Raw genomic sequence first — 26,847 nt, forward strand, 5'->3', positions numbered from 1 at the left:
GTGTGCCATCGGCGGGCACACCAAGGGCCTCATCCGCACACGTTCGGGGTCGCTGCGGTACAACACCCGCCATTTCGGAAAACGAATGGGTACCATCCGGCAACAACACCGGAACGAGGAGAGCGGGCTGTCGTGTCCAAAGAATCCAATGAGTCGGGCATCACCACGATCCAGGACCGGGCAACTGCACGCGCCGCGCGCATCGCCGCCGACCTGGACAGCAACGCCCGCGAACAGGAAAACGTCCGCGCTCAGATCACGGAGCTGCAGGACCACTTGACCAAACTGAGCCGTGAGCACGAGTGGCTGAGCCAGTTGCAGAACACCGAGCCCGCCGAGAGCGGCGCGGCAGCCCGGCAGCAGGAGGTGGCCGGCGCGAAGGAGGAGACGCCCGCGTCACCCGCGGACGCCCCGGCACCGAAGCCGGCGAAGGCGCCGAGGGCACCGAGGGCGACTAAGGCGAAGGCGACCACCGGCCCGGCGGAGCCGGTCGCCGAGCCCGCGGTCCCCCAACCCCGTGGAGGCCGCAAGAAGGCCCCCGTCGAAACCGCCACAACGCAACGCAGGAAGAACGCGGCCCGGACCCGCAAGCCGGAGCCGGGGCCGACTCTGGTCAGCATCCTCGAGGAGGTCCTGTCCGCGAGCCAAGAGCCCCGCATGGTCAGCGAGATCGTCAACATCCTGGCTGAGCAGCACCCCGATCGCGCGGCCAAGACCCAGGTGGTCCGGAACACGCTCGAAGCACTGGTCGCCAAGGGCCTCGCCGAACGCGCCCGGCAGCAGGGCTCGGTGTTCTACACACCCGTCTCTCCGGCCGGGAGCGCGGGAAGCACGAACGGCGACGGCGCTGCGGCGGCGAAGCCGGTACAGGCCGCCGAGCCCGCCCCGGCAACCGCCTGAGAACGGCGTGGGACCGGCAGGACCCCGGAGCAGGCGCCTCCGGGGTCCTGGCCACCGGCCCGCACGGTCAGCCGGTGGTGACGGGCGTGTGGAAGTAATGGCCCTTGTCGAGGTCTTCGAGCAGACCGGGCTGGACCGGCCGCCAGTCGACCAGTTCGCGGGTCAGGGTGTTCGAGGCCGGGCCGTCGACGCCGAGGAAGGCACCCAGCCAGGCGAAGTGCTCGGCGGCGGCCTCCGGGGCCACGGAGGCCACCGGGACGTCGAGGTGACGGCCGATCACCTCGGCGATGTCGCGGATCGGGACGCCCTCCTCCGCGACACCGTGCAGCACCGAGCCGGCGGGGGCCTTCTCGACCGCCAGGCGGAACAGTCGTGCGGCGTCGAGGCGGTGGACGGCCGGCCAGCGGTTGGCTCCGTCGCCGAGGTAGCCGGAGACGCCCTTGGCGCGGGCGATGGCCACAAGGGTCGCCATGAAGCCGTTGTCGCCGTCGCCGTGGCAGGTCGGGGACAGCCGCACCACGGATGAGCGCACTCCGCGCGAGGCGAGGGCGAGCGCTGCCCGGGCGGTGGTCGCCCGGATCGACACCGGTGAACCGTCGGTCAGGGGCATGTCCCGCTCGGTCGCCACGTGCCCCGGCTTGAGGCCGACCACCCCGGAGGCGAGGACGAACGGGCGGTCGGTGCCGGCCAGCGCGTCGCCGAAGGTGTCGACGGCGCGACGATCTGCCTCGCCGGCGTCCTGGAAGCCGCCGCTGAAAGCGATGTCGTGCTTGAAGGCGAGGTGGATCACCCCGTCCGACGCGGCGGCCGCCGCGCGCAGGACGTCGAGGTCGTCGATGGTGCCTCGGACGACCTCCGCCCTGGCGGCGGTGAGGGCGGCGGCGGAGGAGTCGGAGCGGGCGAGCCCGACGACCCGGTGCCCCGCTGCGATGAGTTCGGGAACGACCGCGGAGCCGATCCAGCCGGACGCGCCGGTCACAAAGATGCGCATGGGAGGAACCCCAGACTGTTGATGTCAGTTACTGTCATCGACCCTAACACCCGATGTCAGACACTGTCATCACGTAGGATCTGCCCATGGGTAGATGGGAGCCGGACGCGCGCGGACGGCTGGCGAGAGCGGCGCTGGAGCTCTACGGCGAGCGCGGCTACGAACAGACCACCGTCGCGGAGATCGCCAAGCGGGCCGGACTGACGGAACGGACCTTCTTCCGGCACTACGCCGACAAGCGCGAGGTGCTGTTCGACGGCTCCGGCACGGTGCAGGAGCTGTTCGTGAACGCGGTCGTCGAGGCCCCGGAATCGGCGGCGCCGATCGACGCGGTGGCAGCGGGACTCGGTGCGGTCTCCGAGGTGTTCGACGGCCGCCGGGAGCACTCCCGGCTGCGGCAGGCCGTCATCATCGCGAACCCCGAACTGCAGGAGCGCGAGCTGATCAAGCTCGCCTCGATGGCGGCCGCGCTCGCCGAAGCCCTGCGCCGGCGCGGTGTCGCGCGGTCGGCCGCGAGCCTGACCGCCGAGGCCGGGATCGCGGTCTTCAAGGTCGGCTTCGAGCGCTGGATCGCGGCGTCGGAGGAACGGGAGATGCCGCAATTGATGCGGGAATCGCTGAACGAACTCAAGGCGGTGACCGCGGGCCGCTAGGGCGCGTATTCGATTGCGATCAGTGGGTTGTCCCCGTGTGGTCCTTGATCCAGGGCCGTGCTCGCCGATCGGCACGTACGGTCCGATGAACTCCCGCTCCACATCGGTCAGTTGCACCCGCGTCACCCAAGACGATCTCCCGGATAAGGCCTCCGGCGCGAGGGCAAATCCAAAGATTGATCGCGACTCGACTCGCGCCCTAGTGCCGCTTGTCCCCCGGTTTCCGCGCCCGGTCGGGGCTGTCCTGGAACCGGGACCCCGACGCCGAAGGCGCACTGCCCGCCATCGAGATCGACAGTCCGTCGGTCAGCCATCTATGGGCCACCGTCATGTTCAGCACGCGCCCCCCGGTGACGGTGCCGACCAGGGCCCAGTAGCGTTCCAGGCGGGGATCGAAGCCGGACGAACTCGACACCAGCCCGTGCAGGTATGCGCGAAAGGCGGGAGTGTCCAACTCCCGCCGGGCTCGTGCGTGGGCGGACACGAATGCGTTCACCGCGTCCCCTGCGCCGGGCGGCAGACCCCGGGCCAGAGCGGCGGACGTGAGAGCGGCAGCGTCGTCGATCTCCCCGTAGAACGCCGGCGCGTCCCTCATCTCTTCGTCGTGATCCTGGGTCCAGCGCGTGAAACTGGCTGTGGAGATGAGCAGATGAAGCTCGGCGTAGGCCAGAACCGTGGCGGGATCGGGGTCCTGCGGCGGGTCAGGGGACAGCATGGCGATCATGATGTCGAGCCGGCGCCTGGGCATGACCGCGGACAGCTCGCGATACCAGTGGTCGGTGAGGGTGCGATGCGCCTGCGGGAGTCGCTGAACACGGGAGAGGATCTCCAGGCGTCGGAGCCGTTCCTCGCTCGGGGCCTCGTCCAGGGACTCGAGTGTGGCCTGGCGCCACCGCAGTTCGGTCAGTCGTTCCTGCACCGCTTCGAGCTCGGTCGACACCAGGTCACCGAGGGAGCACTCGCCGGTGACCACTTCCATGATGGTCGCGATCGGGGTGTCCAGCGCCCGTAAGCGTCTGATGAGACGGATCCGCTCCCACGCGTCGGGACCGTAGCGCCGATGCCCACCGGTGCTGCGGCCGGCCACGGGCAGCAGACCGCCATCGGAGTAGTAGCGGAGGGTCTTCACCGGGACCCCCGTTCCGGCCGCGAGTTCACCGATGCTCCACGTGTCTTGCATCACAGGCTCTTGAACCTCCAGCGCACGGGAGGTCCTAGCGTACTGAGCACTGACCGCGTCGGTCCGCACTGTTCCCCACCGCTCAGGCCTCGTTCCGGCCTGATCTGCCTCGTGCGGGCTCATGCGGCCTCGTGCGCCTCCTCCGATCCCTTCCGGCCAAGAACGGTGGGTACACATGTCCCCGACCATGACAGCACCGCGTCCATCCCGAAAAGACAGGCTCCGTGCGGTGCTCTTCCCCGTGCTCTGCGCGGTGGCGCTGGTCGCAGCCACTGCCCTGCCGGCGAGCAGCACACCACCCGCTTCCCCGCACTCTGCGAGGCAGAGCGGTACCGTCGTGCGAACCGACCACGGCCTGGTACGGGGCGTATCACACGGCTCGTACGCCGCCTTCGACGGCATTCCCTACGCCGCGCCGCCGACCGGACCGCTGCGCTGGCGCGCCCCGGTGCCCGCCGCCACGTGGCAGGGTGTGCGGGACGCGACGACGGCGGCTCAACGCTGTGTGCAGATGCCGACGCCAGGCGCGGGCGCGGTCGTCGGGTCGGAGGACTGCCTCTACCTCAACATCACGATGCCCACGGCGAAGCCGGCCGGGCGAAAGCGGCCCGTGCTGGTGTGGATGCACGGCGGTGCGTTCCTCGGCGGTTCCGGCAGTGACTACAGCGGCGAACAACTCGCGGTGCGGGGTGACACGGTCGTCGTCACGGTCAACTACCGGCTGGGGATCTTCGGTTACTTCGGCCACCCCTGGTTGGGCTCCGCCCCGCCGTTCGGCCTGGCGGACCAGCAGGCCGCCCTGCGCTGGGTGCAGGCGAACGCAGAGCGCTTCGGCGGTGATCCGGGCAATGTCACGTTGTTCGGTGAGTCCGCAGGCGCCCTCAGCGTCTGTGCGCACCTCACCTCGCCGACGGCCGCGGGACTCTTCCGGCGGGCCGTGCTCCAGAGCGGTTCCTGCTTCATGTCCTTCCCGCGCGGCGCTCTCGGACCCGGTACACCGGCGTACGAGCCGTTCGCCTCACAACGCGACGTTCAAGCGGCCGGCGCGGAAGCCGCCCGGCAACTGGGCTGCACAGCGGACGGCGAGGACCAAGTGCTGGCGTGCCTGCGCGGGCAGAGCACGGATCGTCTCGCGACCGCGGAGCTGATGCAGTCCTTCAACCGGCCCGCCTTCGGCAACGCGCTGCTGCCCATGGCGCCGGACCGCGCGTGGGCGTCGGGACGCTTCCACCGCGTGCCGGTCATGCAGGGCACCAATCACGATGAGATGCGGATGTTCGTCGGCCTGTCGCTCGCCGCGTTCCCGATCCGCACCGAGAACGACTACCGCGCTCGTCTGGTGGACGCCTTCGGGGCGGCAGCCCCGGCCGTCGAGGCCCAGTATCCGGCAGCACATCACCCCACGCCCGCACTCGCCTGGGCCGCGGTGCTGACCGATCGATCCCTCACGTGCACCACGCTGGCCGCCGGCCGGGCCATCTCCACCCACGCCTCCGGCCTCCCGCTCTACAACTACGAGTTCAGCGATCCGGACGCACCTGTCCTCGCCGGTCTGCCGGCGAACCCGGGCTTCCCCTACGGTGCGGCACACGGCTTCGAGATGCCGTTCCTGTTTCCCTCCGTCCCCACCGAACAACCGCTGACTGACGCCCAGCGCGCGCTGTCCGACCGGATGGTCGGCTACTGGACGAACTTCGCGCACACCGGCAACCCGAATGGCCCCGGCATCCCGCCCTGGGCTGTCCTCCGCGCTGGCTCAGCTCTCGCACCGTCAGTGCAGTCCTTGGCTCCCGGGCCGGCCGGAATCCATCCTGTCGACGCCTACTCCGCACATCACTGCTCGCTCTGGGACAACCTGCCCCAGTGAGCGTCGGCACAGATACGGCCAGGGGCCAGGGGCCAGGGGCCAGGGCGCCAGCGTCGGCGGAGGAAGGGCCGGCGAACGTCCTCCGGATGTCCCAGCCGATGACGCGCCGCACCCGGAACGTCCGCGAGGCAACGGCGAAGGCTGCGGCAGCCGCAAGTGTCGGCAGGGGCCAGGAGTGCTCCCGCCGGCAGGCCGCGCCACGGCGGTGTCTGCGCCGGCCGTGCTGGGGACTCGGCCGCCGTACCCCTGTCATCAGTCAAGCATCGTTCCGCGCCTGACAAAGGACTGGTGCGGGTCCGTCGCGGGACGGAGGATGATCCCCATGCCTGAATCCACTCCTTTCCACGACCTGGCGGCGTTCATCGCGCTGCCCCGGGTCTCCTCGCTGGCGCTGTCACCGGACGGAACCCGTCTGGTGACGGCGGTTCAGGAACTGTCCGGCGACGGCACCCGCTTCATCGGCGCCCTGTGGGAGGTCGACCCCGCGGGGGAGCGCCCGGCCCGGCGGCTCACCCGCTCCGGGCGCGGCGAGTCCGCCCCCGCGTTCCTGCCCGACGGCACCCTGCTCTTCCTCTCCTCCCGTCCGGTCGCGGACCCCGGCGAGGGCGCGGACGACCAGCAGGAGTCGGCGCTGTGGAGCCTGCCGGCCGGCGGCGGCGAGGCGTCGCAGCTGCTCGTCAGGCCCGGCGGGATCGACGGGTACGCGACGGCCGCCGGGGCGTCCCGGATCGCCCTCGCGGCCGGGCTGCTCCCCGGCGCGGCGGATGCCGAGCAGGACGAGCGGCTGCGCGAGGCCCGCCGCAAGGCCAAGGTCTCGGCGATCCTGCACGAGTCGGTGCCGGTGCGGTACTGGGACCACGACCTGGGCCCCGACGTCCCCCATGTGTTCACCGTCCCGGACGCCGGGGCAGAGCCGTCCGTCGTGGTGGACTGCGGCCCCCGCAGGGTCACCGAATCCGCGGACATCGTGGTCTCCCCCGACGGATCGCTGGTCGCCTACACGGCGGCGGTCGGCACGCTCCCCGACGAGATCCGCGACGCCGTCGTGGTCGTGGACGCCGCCACGGGGAAGCAGCTGCGGGTGCTGGAGTCCCCCGACGCCGAGTTCGGCGCCCCGGCCTTCACCCCGGACAGCCGCCGTCTGGTCTGCGTCCGCGCGCGCCGGATCACCTGGGACAGCCCCGGTGACGCCACGCTGTGGCTCGCCGACGCGACCGACGACCAGGACCCCGGCCGCGATCTGCTGCCCGATTTCGAGCAGTGGCCCGGCTCCCCTGTCGTCTCCCCGGTGCCCGGCGAGGACGGTTCGCCGGTGGTGTGGTTCACCGCCGACGAGGCCGGACACGCGCCCGTCTTCCGGCTCTCCACCGGCAGCGGCGAGCTGGTCGGGCTCACGGCGTCCGGCGCGTACACCGACGTGGTGGCGAGCCCGGACGGCGGCACCCTGTACGCGTTGCGCTCGGCCGTGGACAGCCCGCCCACGCCCGTACGCCTCGACGCCGCGACGCCCGGGCAGCAGCCGGTGACGCTGCCGGCCCCCGGGCAGGTGGCCGCACTGCCCGGCAGCCTCACCGAGGTGCACACCACCGCCGAGGACGGGACGGCGCTGCGCGCCTGGCTGGTGCTGCCGCACGACGCCCGCCCCGACACCCCGGCGCCTCTGCTGCTGTGGGTGCACGGCGGCCCGCAGACCAGCTGGAACGCCTGGCACTGGCGCTGGAGCCCCTGGGTGGCCGCGGCCGCCGGCTACGCGGTGCTGCTGCCCGACCCGGCGCTGTCCACCGGCTACGGGCAGCACATGCACGAGCGCGGCTGGGCGCACTGGGGCGGTGCCTCGTACCAGGACGTGCTGGCGCTGACCGACGCCGCACTGCGGCGGGACGACCTGGACGCCGGGCGCACCGCGATGATGGGCGGCTCGTACGGCGGTTACATGGCCAACTGGATCGCCACGCAGACCGACCGCTTCAAGGCGATCGTCACCCACGCGAGTCTGTGGAACATGTACAGCTTCGGGCAGGTCACCGACTTCCCGGCGTACTGGATGCGCCGCCAGGGCGACCCGCTGGAGACCACGGAGCGGTACGAGCGGGAGTCCCCGCACCTGCGGGCCGCGAACATCACCACGCCGATGCTGGTGATCCACGGCGACAAGGACTACCGGGTGCCGGTCGGCGAGGGCCTGGCACTGTGGAACGACCTGGCGCGCTTCGAGGTCCCGGCGAAGTTCCTGTACTTCCCCGACGAGGGGCACTGGATCACCAAGCCGAACAACATCCGCCTGTGGTACGCCACCGTGCTGGGCTTCCTGGCGCACCATGTGCTGGGCGAGGAGTGGCAGCGCCCCGACCTGGTCTGACGCCCCGCACCGCCGGGGCCCGGTGGCACCGGGCCCCGGCAAGCGGGCCACGTCAGTACGAAGGGTCGTGGGGCGGAAGGGGGTTCACCGTGTCGCGCCGCTGCTCCAGGCGCCGCGTCTGCTGGGCCGACCGGATCTCGCGGAGGAACGCCTCGCTCTGAAGGGTCATCAGCGAGTTCAGCGCGTGCCGCTCCCTCGCGGGGTTGGCCAGGCACAGTTCGTAGAAGTGGGCGGCGCGCCCGGGATCCGCGTAAGAGGTCCGGTACAGGTCGGCCACGCGGTACTGCGCGTACGGGTGGCCGGCCTGCGCGGCCGGCAGGAAGCACTCCAGTGCGTGGTCCACCGGCGCCCGGTCCAGTCGCACCAGCCGCTCCAGGTACATCTCGCCCAGCGCCAGCATCGCCTCGGGTTCGCCGAGCGCGACCGAGCGCCGGTACCACTCGGCGGCCGCGTCGAAGGACTGCGCGATGCCGGCCTCGGGGCAGCCCCGGTAGTACAGGGTTCCCAGGTAGTACGCAGCCCTGGGCGAGCCGGTGCTCCGCCGCAGCCAGGGCACGGCCTTGGCCCGGTCCCCCTGCACGAAGCAGACATGACCCAGCAACTCCCCCGCGGCCGCGTGGCCTTCGGCGGCCGCGGGCTCCAGGAAGAACGCCGCGGCGGCACGGTACTGTCCGCTGTCCCAGCAGTACCGGCCGATCTGGTGGAACTCCTCGGCCGTGACGGGCTCACGCCCGTCCGCCGTGAAGTTGACACCGTTCCAGAGCACCATGCGCCGGACCCCCTCCCCTGCCCCTGCACGTTACTCCGCCGGGGCGCTTCGGTGACGGGTCGCGCAGGCGGGATCATGTACGGATGAGATCCGTGCGCAGGACCCTGCCGCTGCTGCTCCTGCCGGCTGCGGTGACCCTGGCCGCCTGCGGGACGGAGTCGGCGAGCCCTTCCGGACTCGATGCCAGGGCCCGTGCGCTGGGCGTCGAACGGGAGATGGTGTACGTGACCGACATGCCCGGCTACAGCCTCGCCACCCAGTCCGTGGGTGTGGTCGGCGACCACGGTTTCGGGGCCTCCTACTTCTCGCCCGGCGGCGGGAGGATCGAGGTGCGGGTCGACGAACGCAGAAGCGGCGGCCCCGTCGCCTGCTCCGACCCGGACAGCCGGCCCGAGGCCGAGCGGGGGTCGTGCGAGCGGGACGGCACGCGCTGGTACCGCGCGACGAGGACCGGCCACGACTACGTGTTCCAGGACGGCGGACGGGTCATCCGGCTGTCCGCGGACCGGGCCGTCGTCACCCGCGACACCCTCCGCCGAGCGGCGGAGAACACCCATCGGGCGGACCCCGGCGAACTCGCCGACGTCCTGCCGGCCACCGGCGGTGCCGGGCCGGGACCCGTCGAACGCGGCGACCTGCCGGAAGTGGGCGACCGCGCGCCGCTGGACCCGTTCGCGATCACCGCGGGAACCAGCGGCTGAGCGACGCGGGCGGAACCCAAGTCCGGGCCGGTGCGTCCCAGGGACATCGCGGGAATACCCGCACATCCTCTGGGGGCGTCATGAGACCGTTCACGTTGCTGGGTGTCGTGTGCCTGCTCACCGTGGGGTCGCTCGGTTGCGGGACGGAACCGGCGGGCGACGACGTCGGAGCGGACACGATCACGCCTCGCATGCGTCAGGTGGCGAAGGCGTGGAAGGGCTCGGATGCGGCCCGCGCGTGGCGTGCGGGTTTCTACCCGCTGGAGGACGTCGTCCGGCTGCCGGAGGGCGCCTTCCACAACGGAGCGGACAAACTCGCCTACCTGAGCGGGAACTTCACCCTCCGCGGTCCGCTGCCCGGCGCCGCAGACCGGCGCGGGCGGATCCGGTGGACGAACGGGGAGTCACTTCCTGCCACGATCACGACGGCACGGCAGGCGTACGAAACGCTGGACGGCGCCGACGGCGGCGACGGTGATCCACTGGTCGTGACCAAGGCCACCCTCGGCCAGATGACCCTGCGCACCAGCAGGGGCCCGGCCCGGGTCCCCGCCTGGCTGTTCACCCTCGACGGCTACGACACCCCGCTCACGTACGTGGCGGTCGGCTCCTCGAAGCTTCCGCGGGCCCCGGTCCCACCGCTGTCGCAGGCAACGGACAACGGGTCACCACTGCACGGACTCCAGTCGGTGGCCGCGGACGGCCGGTCCGTCACCGTGCGGGTGGGGCACGGCGCCTGCGACGACGGTCCGGCCGTCGATGTCCTGGAGACCGGCGACAGCGTGGTGCTCGCCGGCACCGTCCGTGGCGCCAACGACGGTCCGTGCACCGCGCAGTTGCTGGTCGACCCTGTGACGGTGAGGCTGGACCGCCCGCTCGGCGAGCGACTGCTCCTCGACGCGTTCACCGGAAAGCCGGTCACGGTCTCGCGCGGGATGTGATCCGCGGAGCTCCTGCCTCAGCCTCCCGGCGGCCGGCCGTGCGGTGACCGTCTCGGGTCCGTTCGCCGCATCCCGTCCGTCTGACGGATCGTCACGCGTGCTGCCCGACAAGCGCGCCTCCCCCAGGTGCCACTGACGTCCGCACGTTCACCAGGTACCGGCGAAGCGAACGCCGCCGGAACCGGCGTCATGGGGGGCGGAGCCTACGTCAGGCCGCCGGTCATCGACATCAGCAGTTCATGGGTCCCGGCGTCGGCGGCCACCACGAGTCCGCGGCCCGCCGGCCCTACTGGGGCGCCGTCGATTCCCGTGACCACGCAGCCGGCGGCGCGGCACACGGCGATGCCCGCGGCGAAGTGCACGCTGCCGGACAGGTCGCCGCCATCGGTGACGTACGCGGCGCGCTTACCGGCCGCCACCCAGGCCAACGCCAGCGTCGTGGACACCACCCGCGGGCGGAACCGCTCGATGAAGGCGGGATGGGCCAGCAGGTCCACGGCCCGGAATCCGGGCGCGCCCGGGAACGGCGGATCCAGATTGACGTCCACCAGGCCGGAGGCGGGCGTGGGCACCAACGGCGTGTCGGCGTCGTCGTGCCGCACCCAGGCGCTCTCGCCGTCGGTGAGGAAGACCTCGCCACCGAACGGATCGGCCACCGCGGCGGCACCGCCGCGCAGCGCCACATTGACGGCCACCAGCATGCTGCCGACCGCGTAGTTGAGTGTGCCGCACAGGGGATCCACCAGCCACTGGCGCGTGGCGCCGGCCGCGCCCTGCTGCCCGCCCTCCTCGCCGAGTACCGCGTCATCGGGCCGGGCGGAACGGATGACGTCGAGGATCGCCCTCTCCGCCGCCACGTCGGCGGCGGTGGCGAAATCCCCCGCGCCCTTGTCGACGCGATTCAACGGCCGGCCGTACATGGTGCGCACCACGTGCGCGCCCGCACGCGCCGCGGCCGTCGCGACCTCGGCATCGTACGGCGCGCCCTGCGATTCGATCACGACCCGCAGGGTAGCGGGCCGGGCCGGTCCGCGGCATGGCGCGCCGTGCGGGGACGCGCCGGTGCCCAGGCTGCGACCCTTCCGGGCACTGGCCCGATTGCGCCCTCGAACCCACTGTCGAGGCGGGACTGCCGCCCGTACACTGACAAGTTGAAGCGCTTGCGGGCTGCTGACGGGGGGACCGCCATGTCCGAGGGACCACAGGGCAATCCGTACGGCAATCCCTACAACGACCCGCGCGGCAATCCGCCCGGCAACCCGTACGGGTTCGTGATCCCGCCCATGCCTTCCGCCCCGCCGCCCGCGCCGCCCGCGCCGGCCGACGGGCTCCGGGCCGTGGCGGTCGCCCTGCTCAACCTCACCGGCCTCGGGCTCGGTTACACCTTGATGCGGCGCTGGGGCCTGATGGCCGCGTGCTGGTTCGCCACCGGCGTCCTGCTCCTGGCGGCGCTGCCGGCCGACCCGGACGGCGTGCCCTCGGGGGTGGTCGTCGGCTACCTGGTCCTCCTCGTGCTCGCCGCGGTACACGGCGCGTTCGCCGGGCTGCGGACCCGGCTGACGTGGCCCGCGGGGGCCCCACTGGCGATCGCGCTCGGCCTGGTGCTGCTGGCTGTGCCGGCCGGGGGCGTCGTGCTGTACGACATGGCGCGCGACGAGGCCACCGAGCAGATGCTCCTGGACCGGCTCGACCAGGCCGACCGTCTCGTCCGGGCCGGGGAGGGCCGGCCGTTCGGCACCGCGGAGGCCGGCTACCGCCAGGCCTTGCGCGCCTACCGCGACCTCAGGGCCGACCACCCGGGCTCCCGGGCCGCCGGCAAGGTGCCCGACCGGCTGGAGACATACTACACGACGGTCGGCGCCGCCTACGCACAGAAGGACTACTGCGGCGCGATCCCGGGGCTGACCTATCTGCGGACGGTCCCGGCCACCATCAGCACGAAGGAACTCGGCACGCTGGCCCAGTGGCCCGACGACCGTCTGGCCACCTCGCTCTACGAGTGCGCGTCACAGGGCCTGGCCACGAACGCCACCGGCTGGCCCGGGCTCTTCGGCGATCTGCTGAACGGATTCCCCGACTCGGCGCAGGCGGCGAAGGTCGCACCGGCCGTCCGCTCGGCCGTCGACAAGGCAGCGAAAGGCGTGGGGGGCTCCGAACCCTGCGCGGCCGTCGAGCGGTTGCGCACCCTCGGGACCCGGGCGGGTGGCCTGAGGGGAGGCGAGTCCGGCGTCGCCGACGCCATCGCCGAGCAGGCAGACCGGGCCGGGAAGACCGCCAACGCGGGCGTCTACGCCTGCGGCGTCGACCAGTACAAGGACGGCGACTTCGACGAGGCGGCACAGACGATGAACACGTTCGCCGCCGGCAACAAGACCGACAAGCGCCGGGCGCTGGCCCGCAAGTTCGCCATCGCGGCGGAGGTCGCGAGCGAGGTGCCCGCGGCGGGCAGGCATCTGCCGACCCTGGCTTCCGGCGGCAGCATCTCCGTGACGATCAAGAACGACAGCCCGCACGCCGTCACGGTGTACTACACCGGCCCGGTGACCGGAAGCCTCACGCTGGGCGCCTGCGGCGGCTGCACCACGTACTCCCTGCTGGAGCCCAGTCTGCTGGGGTTCAAGCCCTGCCAGAACAGTGGCAGGCACTACCCGCAGCGGACCATCAGGCTCCCCGCCGGCACCACGTACTTCCTGCACAAGTCCGACGCGGGCCTCGGCACGACCCCCGCGTCCGACACCGCCAAGCTCAGCCCCGGCTACATCTACACCGAGTGCGCCTACACGACGAAGGCCTTCGGCTTCTGACGGCACGTCTGCCGCGGCGCGGCCGCCCCCCGTGTCACAGGGGGGCGGAGAACCCGTGCCGGTAGGCGATCGCCGCGGCTTCTGTGCGGCCGGAGGCGCCGAGCTTGGCGAGGATGCTGGAGACATGGGTGCTCGTGGTCTTCTGCGAGATGAACAGCTCCTCCGCGATGCGGCGGTTGCTGTATCCGCGGGCCACCAGTTCCAGTACCTCGGACTCGCGCGGGGTGAGTCCGAAGGAGGAGAGCCCGTCGGTGCCGGCACCGGCCGTCTTCGCGCCCTCCGGCGCGTCGGCGCACGGAGACTCCGGCCCGCCGGCCGGACGGTTCCCGTCGGACGCCTCGGACGCGCCGGTCAACTGCCCGATGTCGGCGAGCAGAAGGCCCGCGCCGAGCCTGGTGGCGATGGCGTGCGCGCGGGTGAGCCGGTCGTGCGCCTCGGCCTCACGCCGCCGGTCGGCGAGCAGAGCGCGCCCCTCACCGAGAAGAGCCCAGGCCGGCTCATAGGTGCGTTCGGTCCTCGCGAAGGCGGCGACGGCCGCGGACCACGGACCCGGGTCGTCGTCCCCCTCCGCGTGCCGCAACTCGGCGCACAGCAGCCGCGCGTAAGCGACCGAGACCGGCAGGACGGCCTCCTGGCGCGCGGCCGCGCGGTGCAGGACGGCGAGCACCTCGGGGCACGCGCCGTCGGGCGTGGTCCTGCGCGCCGCGCCCTCGATGGCCGCGGCGGTGCAGAGCATGGGCAGCGACCACCGGACCGGCCCGTCGGTCAGGCCGGCGTCGTCGGCGCGCAGGAACTCCGCGCGGGCCTCGGCGATGCGGCCCTGCCGCGCGGCGATCTCCATCGTGCAGTGGCTGAGCGCGACGAGCAGCTGCGTCTGCAGTTTCTCGGTGCCGCGCAGTTCCTCGGCGAGTGCCAGCTGGGCCGCGGCGGCGTCCACCTCTCCGCGGAGCAGCAGCAGGAACGCGCGGCGTGCCTCGAACGTCCAGCGCGGCAGGCGGGCGCGGGCCAGGCCGGCCGCTGCGCCGAGCGCCGCTTCCGACTCGTCCCAGCGGCCCAGGGAGAAGAGGCTGAACGACCGGTTGGCGTGGACCCATGCCTCGCGGTCGGTCAGACCGAGCGACCGGCACAGCGCGATGCCGTGGTCGGCCGCCGCGAGGGCCTCCTCCGAGCGGCCCACTCCCTCCAGGATCGACGGGAGGTTCTGGTTCACCCGGCCCGCGAGGGTGAGTTCACCGAGTTCCTCGGCCCGCTGCCGGACCGCGTACAGCTCGTCGACGACACTGCCATCGGTGTCGGTGTCGGCGTCCAGCAGGCAGCGTGTGAGGCGGGCGTGCAGTGCCAGTTCCTCGGCGCCCGCGCGGGTCGCGTACTCCACCGCCTTCTCGGCGTCGGCCCGGCTGCCGGGCCCGGGGCGGTGCATCGCACCCCAGTTGGCGACGCGCACCAGTACCTCGGCCCCGACGACCGACGGCGGCAGTGCCGCGACCGCCTTCCGCGCGGTCTGCACCTCCTGCCAGCCGTCGCCGCGGCTCAGCCCTTCCACCAGGCGCGATCGCTGCGTCCAGAACCACGCGACATACAGGGGGCGGTCGTCCTCGACCGCCGCGAGGTGCTCCAGCGCGGTGTCGACCAGGTGCAGCGCCCTCTCGAAGTCGCCGCTGTGCATGGCCGCGACGGTCGCGGCGGCGAGCAGATGCTGATGGCAGAGCCCCGCGTCCGCGTCCTCACCCCGCCCGCCGGGGTACGTGGCCGGGAACCGCAGCGCGGGCAGGTCCGCGCGGGCCTCCTCCGGCACCAGGTCCCACAGGTGCAGGGCGCGCTCCAGCAGGAACAACTGGTCCGCGTAGGCACACCGGTCCCGCGCCTCCTCGGCCGCCGCGACCGTCATGTGCAGCGCCTTCACCTCGTCCCGGGCCGCGTGCCAGTGCTGCGCGAGGCGACCGGTCAGCTCCTCGGCCCGGACGAGCGACGGGTCCGCCTCCAGCACCTCGCCGTACCGGCGGTTGATCAGGGCCCGCTCGCCCGGCAGCAGGGTCGCGCCGGCCGCCTCGCGCACCAGCGAGTGCCGGAACCGGTAGTCCGTGCCGTTCGGTTCGGGGACGAGGATCTGCGCGAGCACCGCCGCGCGCAGCGCGTCGATCAACGCGCCCTCGGGCAGGCCCGCCACGGCCTTCAGTAGCGGGTACCCGATGACGGCGCCGCCCTGGGCAGCCGTGCGCACGATCCGCTGGCTCTCCTCCGTCAGCGACTCCAGCCGGGTCAGCAGTACGTCCCGCAGGCCGTCGAGACCCGTGCCGACGCGGTCCCGGTGAGCGCGGGCGAGCTCCTCGACGAAGAAGGCGTTGCCGTCGGAACGGGCGAAGATGCCGTCCACGAAGCCCGGGTCCGGCGGCGCCCCGAGGATGCCCGTGAGCTGCCCGGTGACCTCGCCGCGAGTGAACCGGGACAGGTCCACGCGGCGCACCGACCGGAGCCGGTCCAGCTCCGCCAGCAGCGGGCGCAGCGGGTGTCCGCGCCGGACGTCGTCGGTCCGGTAGGTCCCCACGATCAGGAGCCTGCCGGTGCGCCGGGTGCGGAACAGGAAGCCCAGCAGATCGCGGGTGGACGCGTCGGCCCAGTGCAGGTCCTCGACGACCAGCACCACCGGCCGCTCCGACGCCAGGCGCTCCAGGATGCGGGTGATCAGGGCGAACAGCCGTGTCACGTCACCGTCCCGGTGCACGGCGGGTACCGGGAGGTCCGGGTCCGGCAGGACCCGCGCCAGCAGGGCCTCCTGGCCGGCGCTCGCCGCGCGCACCTCGTCGCGGAACCGGTGCCACAGGGTCCGCAGGACCTCGGAGAACGGCGCGAAGGGGAAGCCGTCATGCCCGACCTCGATGCACCCCCCGACCGCCACGACGGCCGCCCCGGGTTCGAGAGCCCTCAGCAGTTCCTCGACCAGCCGCGTCTTGCCCACCCCCGCCTCTCCGCGGACGAGCACGGCCTGGGCGTCGCCGCCCTCCGCGGCACGGGCGGCCCGCACCAACACGGCAAGCTCGACCTCCCGGCCCACGAAGACGGGGCTGACGGGGGTACATGCCGTAGTGGGGTTCATCCAGTCCATGCAGGGGTGGTGATCATGCCGTTCGCGCGCCGGGAGCCGCGCCGGGCCTGTGCGTGCGTGCCGCGGGGTCGTAAGGATGTTTGACTTCTGCTCCCTACACGATACCAATGGCCCGTCGGGGCTCGGGCTGCCCTGCTCGGGCCGCCCGTGCGGGGCAGCACCATGACAAGGCGGCCGCATCCGCACCCTGCCCGCCACCGGCAGCGACCACCTCCCGGTCATCGCCCGCGTCGCACTCGCGCCGTCCGGCGGAGGCTGAGAGCCCGGCGGACGCTGTCAGCTCTCCGGTCCCGCGGTCCGGCGGGGGCGGCCGGCGCGTGCCTGGCGGCGGGGGGTGTCGATGGGCACGGCGTTCTCGATGGGGTCCGCCGCGCGCGACCGGACCAGGAGCATGTCGTCGGCGGTCAGTTCCCTGCCGTCGGCGGCGGTGAGCGTCAGCGGCTCCGGCTGCTGTCCGGTACGGGCGTCGACGACGCGGTTCATCGGCTCGTCGTCGTCGAAGAGGTGCTTCTGCCCCCACTGCCGCAACGCCGCCAGAACGGTGTGGAAGTCACGGCCCTTCTCGGTCAGCACGTACTCGTGCGAGTTGCCGGGCCCCGACTCGCGGATCTCGAAGATGCCCACCGCCACCAGCTTCTGCAGCCGGGCGGTCAGCACATTGGTGGCCAGCCCGATGTTCTTGCTGAAATCCGTGAACCGCGTGACGCCGTGCATGGCGTCCCGCAGGATCTGCAGCGTCCACGAGTCACCGACCTCGAACAGCGACCGGTCGATGGGACAGGCCGAATCCCCCAGCTCCCGACGCTTCACGGGTGACTCCCCTCACGACTCACTTGCAATTGTAGAGCAAGGGGTGTCCTGCCCGTCCCGCTGCGTTAGGACGGGCAGGACTCCCCCGCCGTCACACTCCGCCTGCAGGTGCGTGCGGAAGAACCGCACCGCCGCGGCCGTGCTCGTCCCGAAGCCCTCACCGGCGTAGGGATCGAAGTGGCCGCCGGGCACGAGGACGAGTTCGTTGGGCTCCAGCGCACGCTCGTAGGCGCCCGGCGCCAGGTCGGTGGGGGCGACGGCGTCGTGGGTGGCGACCACCGTCATGAGCGGGGTCGGCGAGATCTGGTCGATCCAGTGACCGGGGTCGTAGGACCTGGAGCGCCGGTGGGACTGGAGCGCCACCTCGTTCTCCCAGACGCCCTCGGGCATGGCGTGCCCCAGAGAGAACCGGATGGCGTCCGCGTTCCGGTAGGACGCGGTCACGGTCAGGTCGTCGCTCACGAACGGCCGGGTGGCCGGTGCCTCGCCGCGGGTCTGCGCCAGTTCGTCCCCGGCGAACTCCTCCTCCAGGGGGCCGACCAGGTGCGGGAGAACGCGCCGCCGGCTGCTCTGGGAACCGCTGATGGTGGGCACCTGCGCGTAGACGGCCTTGAGACGCCGGTCGGTGGCTCCGAGCACGAGGGCGTGTCCGCCCGCGTAGCTGGTGCCCCACACCCCTGTGCGGCCGGCGTCGACCACGTCGAGGGTCTGCGGACGGGCGACGGCCCGCCGCCAGTCCTCGATCTGGCGGTACGGGTCGACGTCCTGGCGCGGTTCGCCGCCGCTCTCAACGGAACCGCGGTGATCGTGCAGCCAGACGACGAACCCGGCTTCCGCGAGCCTGCGCGCGATCGGCTCGATGCCGTGGTACCTCGTACCCCCGAAGCCGTGCGCCATGGTGAGGGTCGCCCGCGGGCCGGAGCCCTCCGGCACGAACAGCCAGGCGCTGAGCACCGTCCCGTCGGGGAGGTGGATGAGCTCTTCCGTGCGCTCGACGGAGCCGGGCCGGGCGCGGATTTCCGCTCCGAAGCCCCGGAGGAAACTCACTTGCAAATAGCAAGTAGCGATGTCACGGTAGGTATATCGCTTGCAAAAAGCAAGCGCGACGACAGAGGAGATGTGGACCGATGACCCGGACGTACTCGACGATCACCGCGGAACTGCGCAACGGGGTCCTCTGGGCGACGATCGCCAATCCCCCGATCAACCTGATCGACGAACGGTTCGTCGCGGACCTGATCTCGCTGCTCGACGACACCGAGAAGGACGGCGACGTACGGGTCGTCGTCTTCCGGAGCGGGGACGCCGACTTCTTCATCCCCCACGTCGACCTCAAGCGGATCCCCGCGTACACCGCGGAGGCGGCGACCTCCGGCGGCCCCGACGACATCAGCCTCGGCGCGCTGTACCGGCGGCTCAGCGAGGCGCGGCCCGTCACCATCGGAGTCCTCGAAGGCCGGGCGCGCGGCGCCGGCGCCGAGTTCCTCTACGCGTGCGACATGCGCTTCGCGTCGCTCGAGCGTGCGGTGATCGGCCAGCCGGAGGTCGGCGTGGGCACCTTCCCCGGCGCCGGCGCCGTCCAGCATCTCGTGCGGCTCGCGGGCCGGGGCCAGGCCATGCAGGTGATCCTCGGCTCCGAGGACATCGACGGACGCGAGGCCGAACGTATCGGCGTGGTCAACAAGGCCTTGGCGGACGACGACTTGACCTCCTACGTCGAGCGCCTCGCCGAGCGCATCGCCTCGTTCCCCGAGGCGGCCGTGCGGATGGCCAAGCGCCGGATCAACGCGGCGGGACTCGCCCCCAAGGAGGACGTCCACGTCGACGCCGGCTTCTTCCAGATCCTGACCCGCGACCCGGCGAGCGGAGCACGGGTCGCCGCCCTCTTCGAACGCGGGCTCCAGGAACGCTCGCGTACCGAGCTCGAGTTCGGCCAGGTGCTCGGGGAGCTCTGAGCGCGCGGAGGCATCCGCCCGCGCCGGCCGGCCCCGCCGGGGCGCTGTCGCCCACCCGCCACGTCCGGAGAGGGACGCCGCACGCCCACCACCCGGGGCGCAGGGACAACGAGCGGCGGACGCTTTCCGGGACGGGGCGGGCCGCCGCACCCGTTGACCGTCACATGACCGGCCCTTGACCAACAGGTTACCCGGGCAAAGACCCCGGGTGCCGCACAGAGAAAGCCGTCATACCGCCTTCTTCCTTGCAAGCACCGGTAATTGAGGACTCATCAGCTCTTCTGTGCAGCCACGCACAAATGGCCGGATCGCCTGCTCCATTCACGTGATCGCTCGTAAATCGATCCAGGACCTTCACACACGGGTTGTGCGCGTCACCCACATTCGCCGAGGCGTTCCGCGCCCAGCGGCACATCGTGCGTCGACAGCTCCGGGAGAACGTGTGCGTGGTACACAAGCCGTGGATGCGGCCGAATCATCCAGGTCGTCCGGGTCATCCGGGTCGAACGGGGTGGGCGGCGCACCGTTCGCGGTGCTCGCCGCGATCGAGGCACAGGCCCGGCGGGCCCCCGGCGCGCCGGCCGTGGTGGATGCCACGGGACAGCTCACCTACGCCGAACTCCTCTCCGCCGCTGCCCGCTTGGCCGAGTCCCTGACGGCGCGGGGCGTCCGCCCGGGCGATCTCGTCGGACTCTGCCTGCGGCGCGGCCGGGACGCGGTCACCGCCATGCTGGCCGTCCTGCGCCTGGGCGCCGGTTACGTGCCCCTCGACCCCGGCTATCCGCCGGCCCGACTCGCCCTGATGATCGAGGAGGCCGCACCCCGGCTGGTGCTGGTCCCGGCCGGGGGCCCGGACGGCTCCGGGCCACCGCTGCCCGAGGGCACGGCCGTACTCGCCGTGGACGCGGTCGCCGGCACGAGCACCGGCACCGGCACGGAGCTCCCGCCGGACGCGCCCGCCGCGCCGGAGGACCCGGCCTACGTCATCTTCACCTCCGGGTCCACGGGACGGCCCAAGGCCGTGGCCGTCCCCCGCCGGGCACTGGCCCACTTCTGCGGCGCCGCCGTCGAGTGCTACGGACTCGCACCGGGCGACCGCGTGCTCCAGTTCGCCTCGCTCAGCTTCGACGCGAGCGTGGAGGAGATCTTCCCCCCGCTCACCGTCGGCGCCACGCTCGTCGTCCGCGACGAGGACATGATCAGCCGGCCGGACATCTTCCTGGACCGCTGCGCGGCGCTCGGCGTCACCGTGCTCGACCTGCCCACCGCCTACTGGCACGAGCTCGTCGGCGCGATCGAGCACCACGAGGCGGTCCTCCCGGCCGCGGTGCGCCTGGTGATCATCGGCGGGGAGGCGGTCCGCGCGGGAGCGGTCACCCGCTGGCAGCAGCACGTCGGCAGCGGGGTCCGGCTGCTCAACACCTACGGCCCGACCGAGACGACCGTCGTGGCCACGGCCGCCGACCTGACCACCTGGTCCGGCGACCAGCCGGTGCCGATCGGTGCACCGCTGACGGGCGTGTCCGTCCGGGTCGTGACGGCCGACGGCACGGAGGCGGCATCCGGTGAACCCGGTGAGCTGCGCATCGGCGGCGCGGGTCTCGCCACGGGATACCTGGGGCGTCCGGAGCTGACCGAGGAACGCTTCCGTCAGGGTCCTGACGGGCGGACCGAGTACCTCACGGGCGACCGCGTGAGGCGGCTGCCGGACGGCGGCCTGGAATACCTGGGCCGGCTCGACCAGCAGGTGAAGATCCGCGGCTTCCGTGTGGAGCCTGGCGAGGTCGAGACCGCGTTGCTCGCGATGCCGGGCATCTCCGACGCCGTCGTCCTGGTCGACCGCAGCACGGACGCGCCCAGGCTCGCCGCACACGTCGTCGCCGACGACGGGCACGGTGCCGACGGGATCCGGCGGTGGCTGGCCGCGCGGCTCCCGCACTACCTGGTACCGGCCGCCTTCTCCGTCCACGCGTCCTTCCCGCTCACAGTGCAGGGCAAGGTGGACCGCGCGGCGCTGGCCGCCGCACCGGCCACCGAGGCCGCCCCGGCCCCCGGCGCGGCGGACGCGGGAGCCTCCTCGCCCGAGGCGCGCGTGGGCGCCCTGTGGAGGGAACTGCTCGGCGCCACCGGCATCGGCCCTTCCGACGACTTCTTCTCCCTCGGCGGGGACTCCCTCTCCGCGATCCGCATGATCAGCAGGCTGCGCCACACCTACGGAGCCGATCTCACGCTCAGCGCGCTCTACGCCGCGCCGACGCTCGCCCAGGTGGCCGAGGTCGTCAGGGCGACCGAGGGCGCACCGCCGGAAACCGGTCCGGACACCGGTCCGGACACCGTCGCTCCCCCGGCCGACACAGCGGACGGCGCGTGGACGCTGCCCCTCACCGCGCTGCAGCGCGACTTCTGGATGGCCGAGCAGATGAGCGCCGGGCTGCCGGTGCACACGCTCGGCATCCGCTACCGATGGGCGTCCCCCGTCAGGACCGACCTGCTCGTCGCGTGCCTGGCCGAACTCGCCCGGCGCCACCCGGCCCTCCTGGCCCGCTTCCCGTACCGCGGTGACGAGCCGGTGATGGTCGTCGACCGGTCGCGCACCGTTCCCTTCGACGAGATCGACCTGCGGGACACGGCCGCGGAGGCGGTCGAAGCGCGCGCGGCCGAGGAGCGCCGGCGGATCGTCGCCGAGCCCATGGACCTCGCCGAGGGCCCTCTTGCGCGGGCGGTCCTGCTGCGCACGGGCGACGCCGGTGAACTGTTCCTCGCCGTCCACCACTTGGTGTTCGACGGCTGGTCCGTCGGAGTCGTCGGGGACGAACTGGCCGAGATCTACCGGAGCCTCGCCGAGGGACGCGAGGTGCGGGCCGCCGTCCCCGACCGGCTCCCGCAGATCGCATCCCGCCGCCCGGGGTCCGCGGCGGGCGGCCGCTCCCTCACCGCCTACTGGCGCGACCGCTTCGAGGGCGCCGGCTCGGACCTCGAACTCCCGGCGGACCGCCCGCGACCGGCACTGGAGAGCCACCGCGCGGCACGGGTGACCCGCCGCCTGGAGCCCGCCTCGCTCGACCTGCTCACCTCCTGTGCCAGGGACCATCAGGCCAGCCTCTTCATGGTCGTCCTGGCCGGCGTGCAGGCCGTCCTCGGCCGCTGCACCGGCCGCGGCGACGTGACCGTCCTGGCCCCCGTCGCGGGACGCGACGATCCCGCTCTGGACTCCGTGGTCGGCGCGCTCCTCAACATCCTGCCGCTGCGCGGGGACCTCACGGGCGGTCCGACGTTCGCCGAGCTCATGCGCCGTGTGCGCGACTCCGTCGTCCGCGACCTGGAGCACCAGGGCCTTCCGCTGCCGGACATCACGGCGACGACGCGACGACCCGGCGAGGGCCGGCACCACCCGCTCAGCCGGGTGAGCGTCACCGTGCACAACACGGCGGCGCCGCGCGATCCCCTGATCGCGTACGCGGGCGACGAGGCACCGGTGGCGACGATGGCGGACCTCGCCATCGGGCTGGACTTCCCCGCCGACGGCCCGGTGCTGACCGTCGACTACGCCACCGAACTCTTCGACGCCGAGCGCGTCGAGGCGTTCGTCGGCCACCTGCTCACCCTGCTGCACGCGGCGGCCGGGGCACCGGAGACCGAGGTCGGCCGGCTGCCGGTGCTCACCACCGCCGAGCGGCACACCATCCTGCACACCTGGAACGACAGCGCCGCCGAAGTCCCCGAAGCGGCCGGCCTCCAGGAGCTGTTCGAGAGGTGCGCCGCCGAGCGGCCCGACGCGCCCGCTCTCACCTCGGGTGCGCGGACCGTCGGTTACGACTGGCTCAACCGCCGGGCGAACCGGATCGCCCATGTGCTGCGCGGGCAGGGTGTGCGGCCGGGCGACCGGGTGGCGATCTGCCTGGACCGCGGTATCGACCTGTTCGCGGCGATGTGGGGCGTCCTCAAGGCGGGCGGCGCCTATGTGCCGCTGGATCCGGCCTACCCGCGGGAGCGCCTGCGGTACATGCTGGACGACAGCCGTCCGGTGGCCCTGGTCACCCGCCTCGATCTGCCCGGCACCCCGGAGGCGCCGGGGGACACGGCGGTACTCGCCCTCGACCGCGACGCCGCGCTGGTCGACGCCGCGCCGGACGGCAATCCGCTGCCCGCCGGCGGACCGGACGACCCCGCCTACGTCATCTACACCTCCGGCTCCACCGGGCGCCCCAAGGGCGTGCGGGTGACCCACCGCAACCTCGTGCACGCGGTGACCATGTGGCAGCGCGCCTACGACCTCGATCCGGACTGGACGTACCAGCAGGCCGCCAGCTTCTCCTTCGACATGTTCGTGGGCGAGACCCTGCGGGCCCTGTGCACCGGTGGCCGGCTCGTCGTCGTACCCCGCGAGACACTTCTCGACCCGGCCGCCCTGTACGCGCTCATGCGGGACGAGCGGGTCGAGTGCACCGAACTGGTCCCGGCCGTGCTGCGGGCCCTGCTGGCCCACGCGGACGAGGCCGGCGAACCGCTGGACTTCGTCCGGCTGCTGATCGGCGGCGGCGAGAAGTGGCATGTGCGCGAGTACCAGCGGGCACGGCGCCTCGTCGGTCCCGGGAACCGCGTCGTCAACGCATACGGGGTCACCGAGGTCACCGTCGACAACGTGTACTTCGACGGCGACGTCGACGGCTTCGCGGCCGAGGCACCGCTGCCGATCGGACGTCCCTTCCCCAACAACCGGGTGTACGTCCTGGACGCGTACGGGGCCCCGGTGCCGCCCGGCACGGTGGGAGAGCTGTACCTGGGCGGCGCCGGGGTGTCCCCCGGCTACCACGAACGCCCCGGGCTGACCGCGGAGCGGTTCGTCCCCGACCCGTACGCCGGCGGGCCGGACTCCGGCGCGACGATGTACCGGACGGGCGACAGCGCGCGCCATCACCGGGACGGCACGGTGGACTTCCTGGGCCGCCTCGACGACCAGGTCAAGGTGAACGGCTACCGGGTCGAACTCGGCGAGGTCGAGGCCGCCCTCGGTGCCCTGCCCGGAGCCGCGGCGTGCGCCGCCGCGGTCCACACCCTGCCCTCGGGAGCCGCCCAGCTCGTCGGCTACCTCGTCGGCGGACCGGACGCCGCGCTCACCGAGGCGGTGGTCCGTGAGGCGCTGGCTCCGGCGCTGCCCACGCACATGGTCCCCGCGCGGGTCGTGTTCCTGCCACGGCTTCCGCTGACGCCCAACGGCAAGCTCGACCGGCGGGCGCTGCCCGCTCCGCCCGACGCCGCGCAGGCCCCGGCGCGCACCGCGCCGCGCACCGCGACCGAGCGGCGGATCGCGGCCATCTGGGCGAAGGCCCTCGGCGTCGACGAGTCCGCGGTCGGGATCGACGACAGCTTCTTCTCCCTCGGCGGGGACTCCTTCGCCGCGCTGCGGATCGTCCGGCAGATCGACCCGGGGCTCGCCCTCGTGGAGCTGTACCGGACCCCGACGGTGCGCGCGCTCGCCGAACTCATCGCGCGACGCGAGACCGGGCAGGAGGACCGGTCCACGCGGCTGCTGCACCGGCTGACACGGCAGGAGGCCGACCCGGCCGCGGGCGGCGTCACGGTGGTCGCGGTCCCCTTCTCCGGCGGCAGCGCCGTCGCGTACCAGCCGCTCGCCGAGCGGCTGCCCGGGCACTGGGGCCTCTACGCCGTCGAGTTGCCGGGGCACGACCTGAGCCGGCCCGACGACTCCCTGCTGCCGGGCACCGAGGTTGCCGCCCAAGTGGTCGCCGAACTCGGCTCGGTGACCGGGCCGGTCCTGCTCTACGGTCACTGCCTCGGCACAGCCGTGACGCTGGAGGTCGCCCGGCAGGCGGAGGCCGCCGGAGTCGACCTGGTGGGCGTCGGCCTCGGCGCCAGCTTCCCCACGGCGCGGCTGCCCGGACGGTTCTTCGACTGGCTGTACCGGCTGCTGCCCACCGACTGGCTCACCTCGGACCGGGAGTACCTGTCGTACCTGCGCGCCCGCGGCGGGTTCACCGACCTGGAGAACTCCGAGCAGGAACAGTTCGTGCTGCGCAATGTGCGGCACGACGCGCGGGACGCCGAGGAGTTCTACACCAAGGCCTACCGGGAGTCCGGAACGGCAAGGCTGAAGGCCCCGGTGCTCAGTGTCGTGGGTTCCCGTGACCGGGTCACCGAGCTGTACCAGGAGCGCTATCACGAGTGGGAGCACTTCGCGGACGACGTGTCCCTGACGGTGCTTCCCAAGGCCGGCCACTTCTTCGTCAAGTCGCACGCCGAGCCCCTGGCGGAGAGACTGGTGGAGCACGCCGAACGGCGGTCCCCGGAGCCGGCACCAACGGTGGCGCCGGCAGCGGTGGATGACGTTCCGTCACACGAGGTCCGGCCGCCCGCACCTGTTGCCTCGGCGACGCCGGACCCCACCCTCCCGAGTCTGTCGCGCTTCGCCGTGGTGGCCCTGGGGCAGTTCCTCTCGATGATCGGCAGCAGCCTCAGCACGCTCGTGCTGAGCATCTGGGTCTACCAGCGCACCGGCTCGATCACCGACTTCGCCGTCGTGAACGCCGTCGGCATGCTCCCCGGCATCCTCGCCGGGCCGCTCGCCGGCGCCGCGGCGGACCGCTGGAACCGCCGCGTGATCATGCTGGCGAGCGACGCGGTGGCGGGTGTCTCGATGGGCACGCTGGGCCTGCTGGTCCTCGGGCGCGGCATGGAGATGTGGCAGGTCTACCTCGCCGTGTCGGTCACGTCGATCGCGGGCGCCTTCCAACGGCCCGCCTATCTCGCCGCGGTGGCCCAGCTGGTCCCCAAGCGGTATCTCGGACACGCCAATGGCATCAGCCAGCTCGGCGTCGGGGTGGGGACCGTGTTCGCGCCGATGATGGGCGCGGGGCTGATCGGCGTGATCGGCCTCTCCGGCGTGATCATGCTCGATGTGTGCAGTTTCGCGGCGGGTGTCGTCACGCTCCTGCTGGTCCGCTTCCCCGACACCCTCTTCCGCCGCCGGGACGAGTCGTTCGGCAGGGAGCTCACCGGCGGCTGGCGCTACATCACCCGCCGGCCGGGACTGCGTACGGCCCTGCGCTTCTTCGTGATCGACCACGCCTTCTACACCCTCGGCTTCGCGGTGATCACTCCGATGCTGCTGATCGAGCAGTCGCCCCTGATGCTGGGCACGGCACTGGGCGCGGCGGGAGTCGGCGGCCTGTGCGGCAGCCTGGTGATGGGGCTGTGGGGCGGCACGACCCGCAGAGCGACGGGGATGATCGCGTCCATGGCGGTGGCCAGCATCGCGATGGCGATGGTCGGCATCGCGAGCGCGCCGTTCATCGTGACCGGGATGTTCCTGCTCGCCTTCGGCGAGTCCCTGGCCGACGGGCACTGGATCGCCCTCGTCCAGGCGAAGGTGGGACTGGAGCTCCAAGGCCGTGTCCTGGCCCTCTTCATGACGCTGATGATGCTGACGATGCCGCTGGGCTACCTGGTCGTGGGCCCGCTCGCCGAGCACTACGTGCAGCCGCTGCTGGAGGCCGACGGAGCCCTGGCGGACACGGTCGGCCGGCTGCTCGGCACGGGTCCCGGACGCGGACTCGCCCTGCTGGTGGTCGTCAGCGGACTGCTGCAACTGGGCTGGGCGGCCCGCGGCTGGACGAACACCCGCCTGCGCCTGCTTGAGGACGGCCTTCCCGACGCCGTCCCCCCGGCCGAGATCGGCGATCTCGACGACCTCCAGGGCCACGCCGACGCCCTGCTCCTGACGAACCGCATCTGACGTCCCCTCCGTTGTCCGCCGCCCCGGCACGGCCCGTGCCGGGGCTGCCCGCGAAACACCC

The 26,847-nt window shown here is 72.6% G+C and carries 16 protein-coding genes; 9 read left to right on the forward strand and 7 right to left on the reverse strand.

Annotation, left to right across the window (positions count from 1 at the left end; all coding sequences use genetic code 11):
• Positions 1-132: 132 nt before the first annotated feature.
• Positions 133-900, forward strand: coding sequence for a hypothetical protein (locus RV983_RS02670; RefSeq protein ID WP_475984127.1), 768 nt, complete (start codon positions 133-135; stop codon positions 898-900).
• Positions 901-967: 67 nt separating this feature from the next.
• Here the strand turns inward: RV983_RS02670 and RV983_RS02675 are convergent, their stop codons facing one another.
• Positions 968-1,891, reverse strand: coding sequence for an SDR family oxidoreductase (locus RV983_RS02675; protein WP_475984128.1), 924 nt, complete (start codon positions 1,889-1,891; stop codon positions 968-970).
• Positions 1,892-1,977: 86 nt separating this feature from the next.
• Here RV983_RS02675 and RV983_RS02680 point away from each other — a divergent pair, with 86 nt between their 5' ends.
• The gene (locus RV983_RS02680; RefSeq protein WP_475984129.1) at positions 1,978-2,544 is read left to right on the forward strand and encodes a TetR/AcrR family transcriptional regulator; all 567 of its coding nucleotides are present in this window, start codon (positions 1,978-1,980) and stop codon (positions 2,542-2,544) included.
• Positions 2,545-2,743: 199 nt separating this feature from the next.
• Here RV983_RS02680 and RV983_RS02685 read toward each other — a convergent pair whose 3' ends face one another.
• On the reverse strand, positions 2,744-3,724 hold the full coding sequence (locus RV983_RS02685) for a helix-turn-helix domain-containing protein (protein WP_475984130.1): 981 nt from the start codon (positions 3,722-3,724) through the stop codon (positions 2,744-2,746).
• A gap of 337 nt (positions 3,725-4,061) precedes the next feature.
• On the opposite strand from RV983_RS02685, the gene RV983_RS02690 reads away from it, so the two are divergent.
• Complete coding sequence (locus RV983_RS02690; protein ID WP_475984131.1) at positions 4,062-5,591, forward strand: carboxylesterase/lipase family protein; 1,530 nt, start codon at positions 4,062-4,064, stop codon at positions 5,589-5,591.
• A gap of 322 nt (positions 5,592-5,913) precedes the next feature.
• Complete coding sequence (locus RV983_RS02695; RefSeq protein WP_475984132.1) at positions 5,914-7,950, forward strand: S9 family peptidase; 2,037 nt, start codon at positions 5,914-5,916, stop codon at positions 7,948-7,950.
• A 52-nt stretch (positions 7,951-8,002) separates the two neighbouring features.
• On the opposite strand, the gene RV983_RS02700 is transcribed toward RV983_RS02695, so the two are convergent.
• Positions 8,003-8,719, reverse strand: coding sequence for a tetratricopeptide repeat protein (locus tag RV983_RS02700; protein ID WP_475984133.1), 717 nt, complete (start codon positions 8,717-8,719; stop codon positions 8,003-8,005).
• An 83-nt stretch (positions 8,720-8,802) separates the two neighbouring features.
• On the opposite strand from RV983_RS02700, the gene RV983_RS02705 reads away from it, so the two are divergent.
• Complete coding sequence (locus tag RV983_RS02705; protein ID WP_475984134.1) at positions 8,803-9,420, forward strand: hypothetical protein; 618 nt, start codon at positions 8,803-8,805, stop codon at positions 9,418-9,420.
• Between the two features lie 80 nt (positions 9,421-9,500).
• Positions 9,501-10,361 (forward strand): hypothetical protein, encoded by an 861-nt coding sequence (locus RV983_RS02710; RefSeq protein ID WP_475984135.1) that lies wholly within the window; start codon positions 9,501-9,503, stop codon positions 10,359-10,361.
• Between the two features lie 203 nt (positions 10,362-10,564).
• Here RV983_RS02710 and RV983_RS02715 read toward each other — a convergent pair whose 3' ends face one another.
• Positions 10,565-11,362, reverse strand: a complete 798-nt coding sequence (locus tag RV983_RS02715; RefSeq protein ID WP_475984136.1) for an inositol monophosphatase family protein — start codon at positions 11,360-11,362, stop codon at positions 10,565-10,567.
• A gap of 282 nt (positions 11,363-11,644) precedes the next feature.
• On the opposite strand from RV983_RS02715, the gene RV983_RS02720 reads away from it, so the two are divergent.
• The gene (locus RV983_RS02720; RefSeq protein WP_475990202.1) at positions 11,645-13,165 is read left to right on the forward strand and encodes a hypothetical protein; all 1,521 of its coding nucleotides are present in this window, start codon (positions 11,645-11,647) and stop codon (positions 13,163-13,165) included.
• Between the two features lie 34 nt (positions 13,166-13,199).
• Here the strand turns inward: RV983_RS02720 and RV983_RS02725 are convergent, their stop codons facing one another.
• The 3 genes from RV983_RS02725 to RV983_RS02735 form a co-directional block, all read right to left on the reverse strand.
• Positions 13,200-16,268 carry a helix-turn-helix transcriptional regulator gene (locus tag RV983_RS02725; RefSeq protein WP_475984137.1) on the reverse strand — a complete coding sequence of 1,023 codons (3,069 nt, stop codon included), beginning with the start codon at positions 16,266-16,268 and terminating at the stop codon, positions 13,200-13,202.
• A gap of 276 nt (positions 16,269-16,544) precedes the next feature.
• The gene (locus RV983_RS02730) at positions 16,545-17,078 is read right to left on the reverse strand and encodes a winged helix-turn-helix transcriptional regulator (protein ID WP_475984138.1); all 534 of its coding nucleotides are present in this window, start codon (positions 17,076-17,078) and stop codon (positions 16,545-16,547) included.
• Positions 17,079-17,090: 12 nt separating this feature from the next.
• The gene (locus RV983_RS02735) at positions 17,091-18,125 is read right to left on the reverse strand and encodes an alpha/beta hydrolase (RefSeq protein WP_475984139.1); all 1,035 of its coding nucleotides are present in this window, start codon (positions 18,123-18,125) and stop codon (positions 17,091-17,093) included.
• A gap of 80 nt (positions 18,126-18,205) precedes the next feature.
• Between RV983_RS02735 and RV983_RS02740 the strand changes: the two genes are divergently transcribed.
• Both RV983_RS02740 and RV983_RS02745 read left to right on the forward strand, forming a co-directional pair.
• Positions 18,206-19,033 (forward strand): enoyl-CoA hydratase/isomerase family protein, encoded by an 828-nt coding sequence (locus RV983_RS02740; protein ID WP_475984140.1) that lies wholly within the window; start codon positions 18,206-18,208, stop codon positions 19,031-19,033.
• A 511-nt stretch (positions 19,034-19,544) separates the two neighbouring features.
• Positions 19,545-26,786: a non-ribosomal peptide synthetase/MFS transporter gene (locus RV983_RS02745; protein ID WP_475984141.1), complete on the forward strand. Its 7,242-nt coding sequence runs from the start codon at positions 19,545-19,547 to the stop codon at positions 26,784-26,786.
• Positions 26,787-26,847 lie beyond the last annotated feature (61 nt).

The sequence above is a fragment of the Streptomyces sp. RLA123 genome (genome assembly GCF_056270165.1).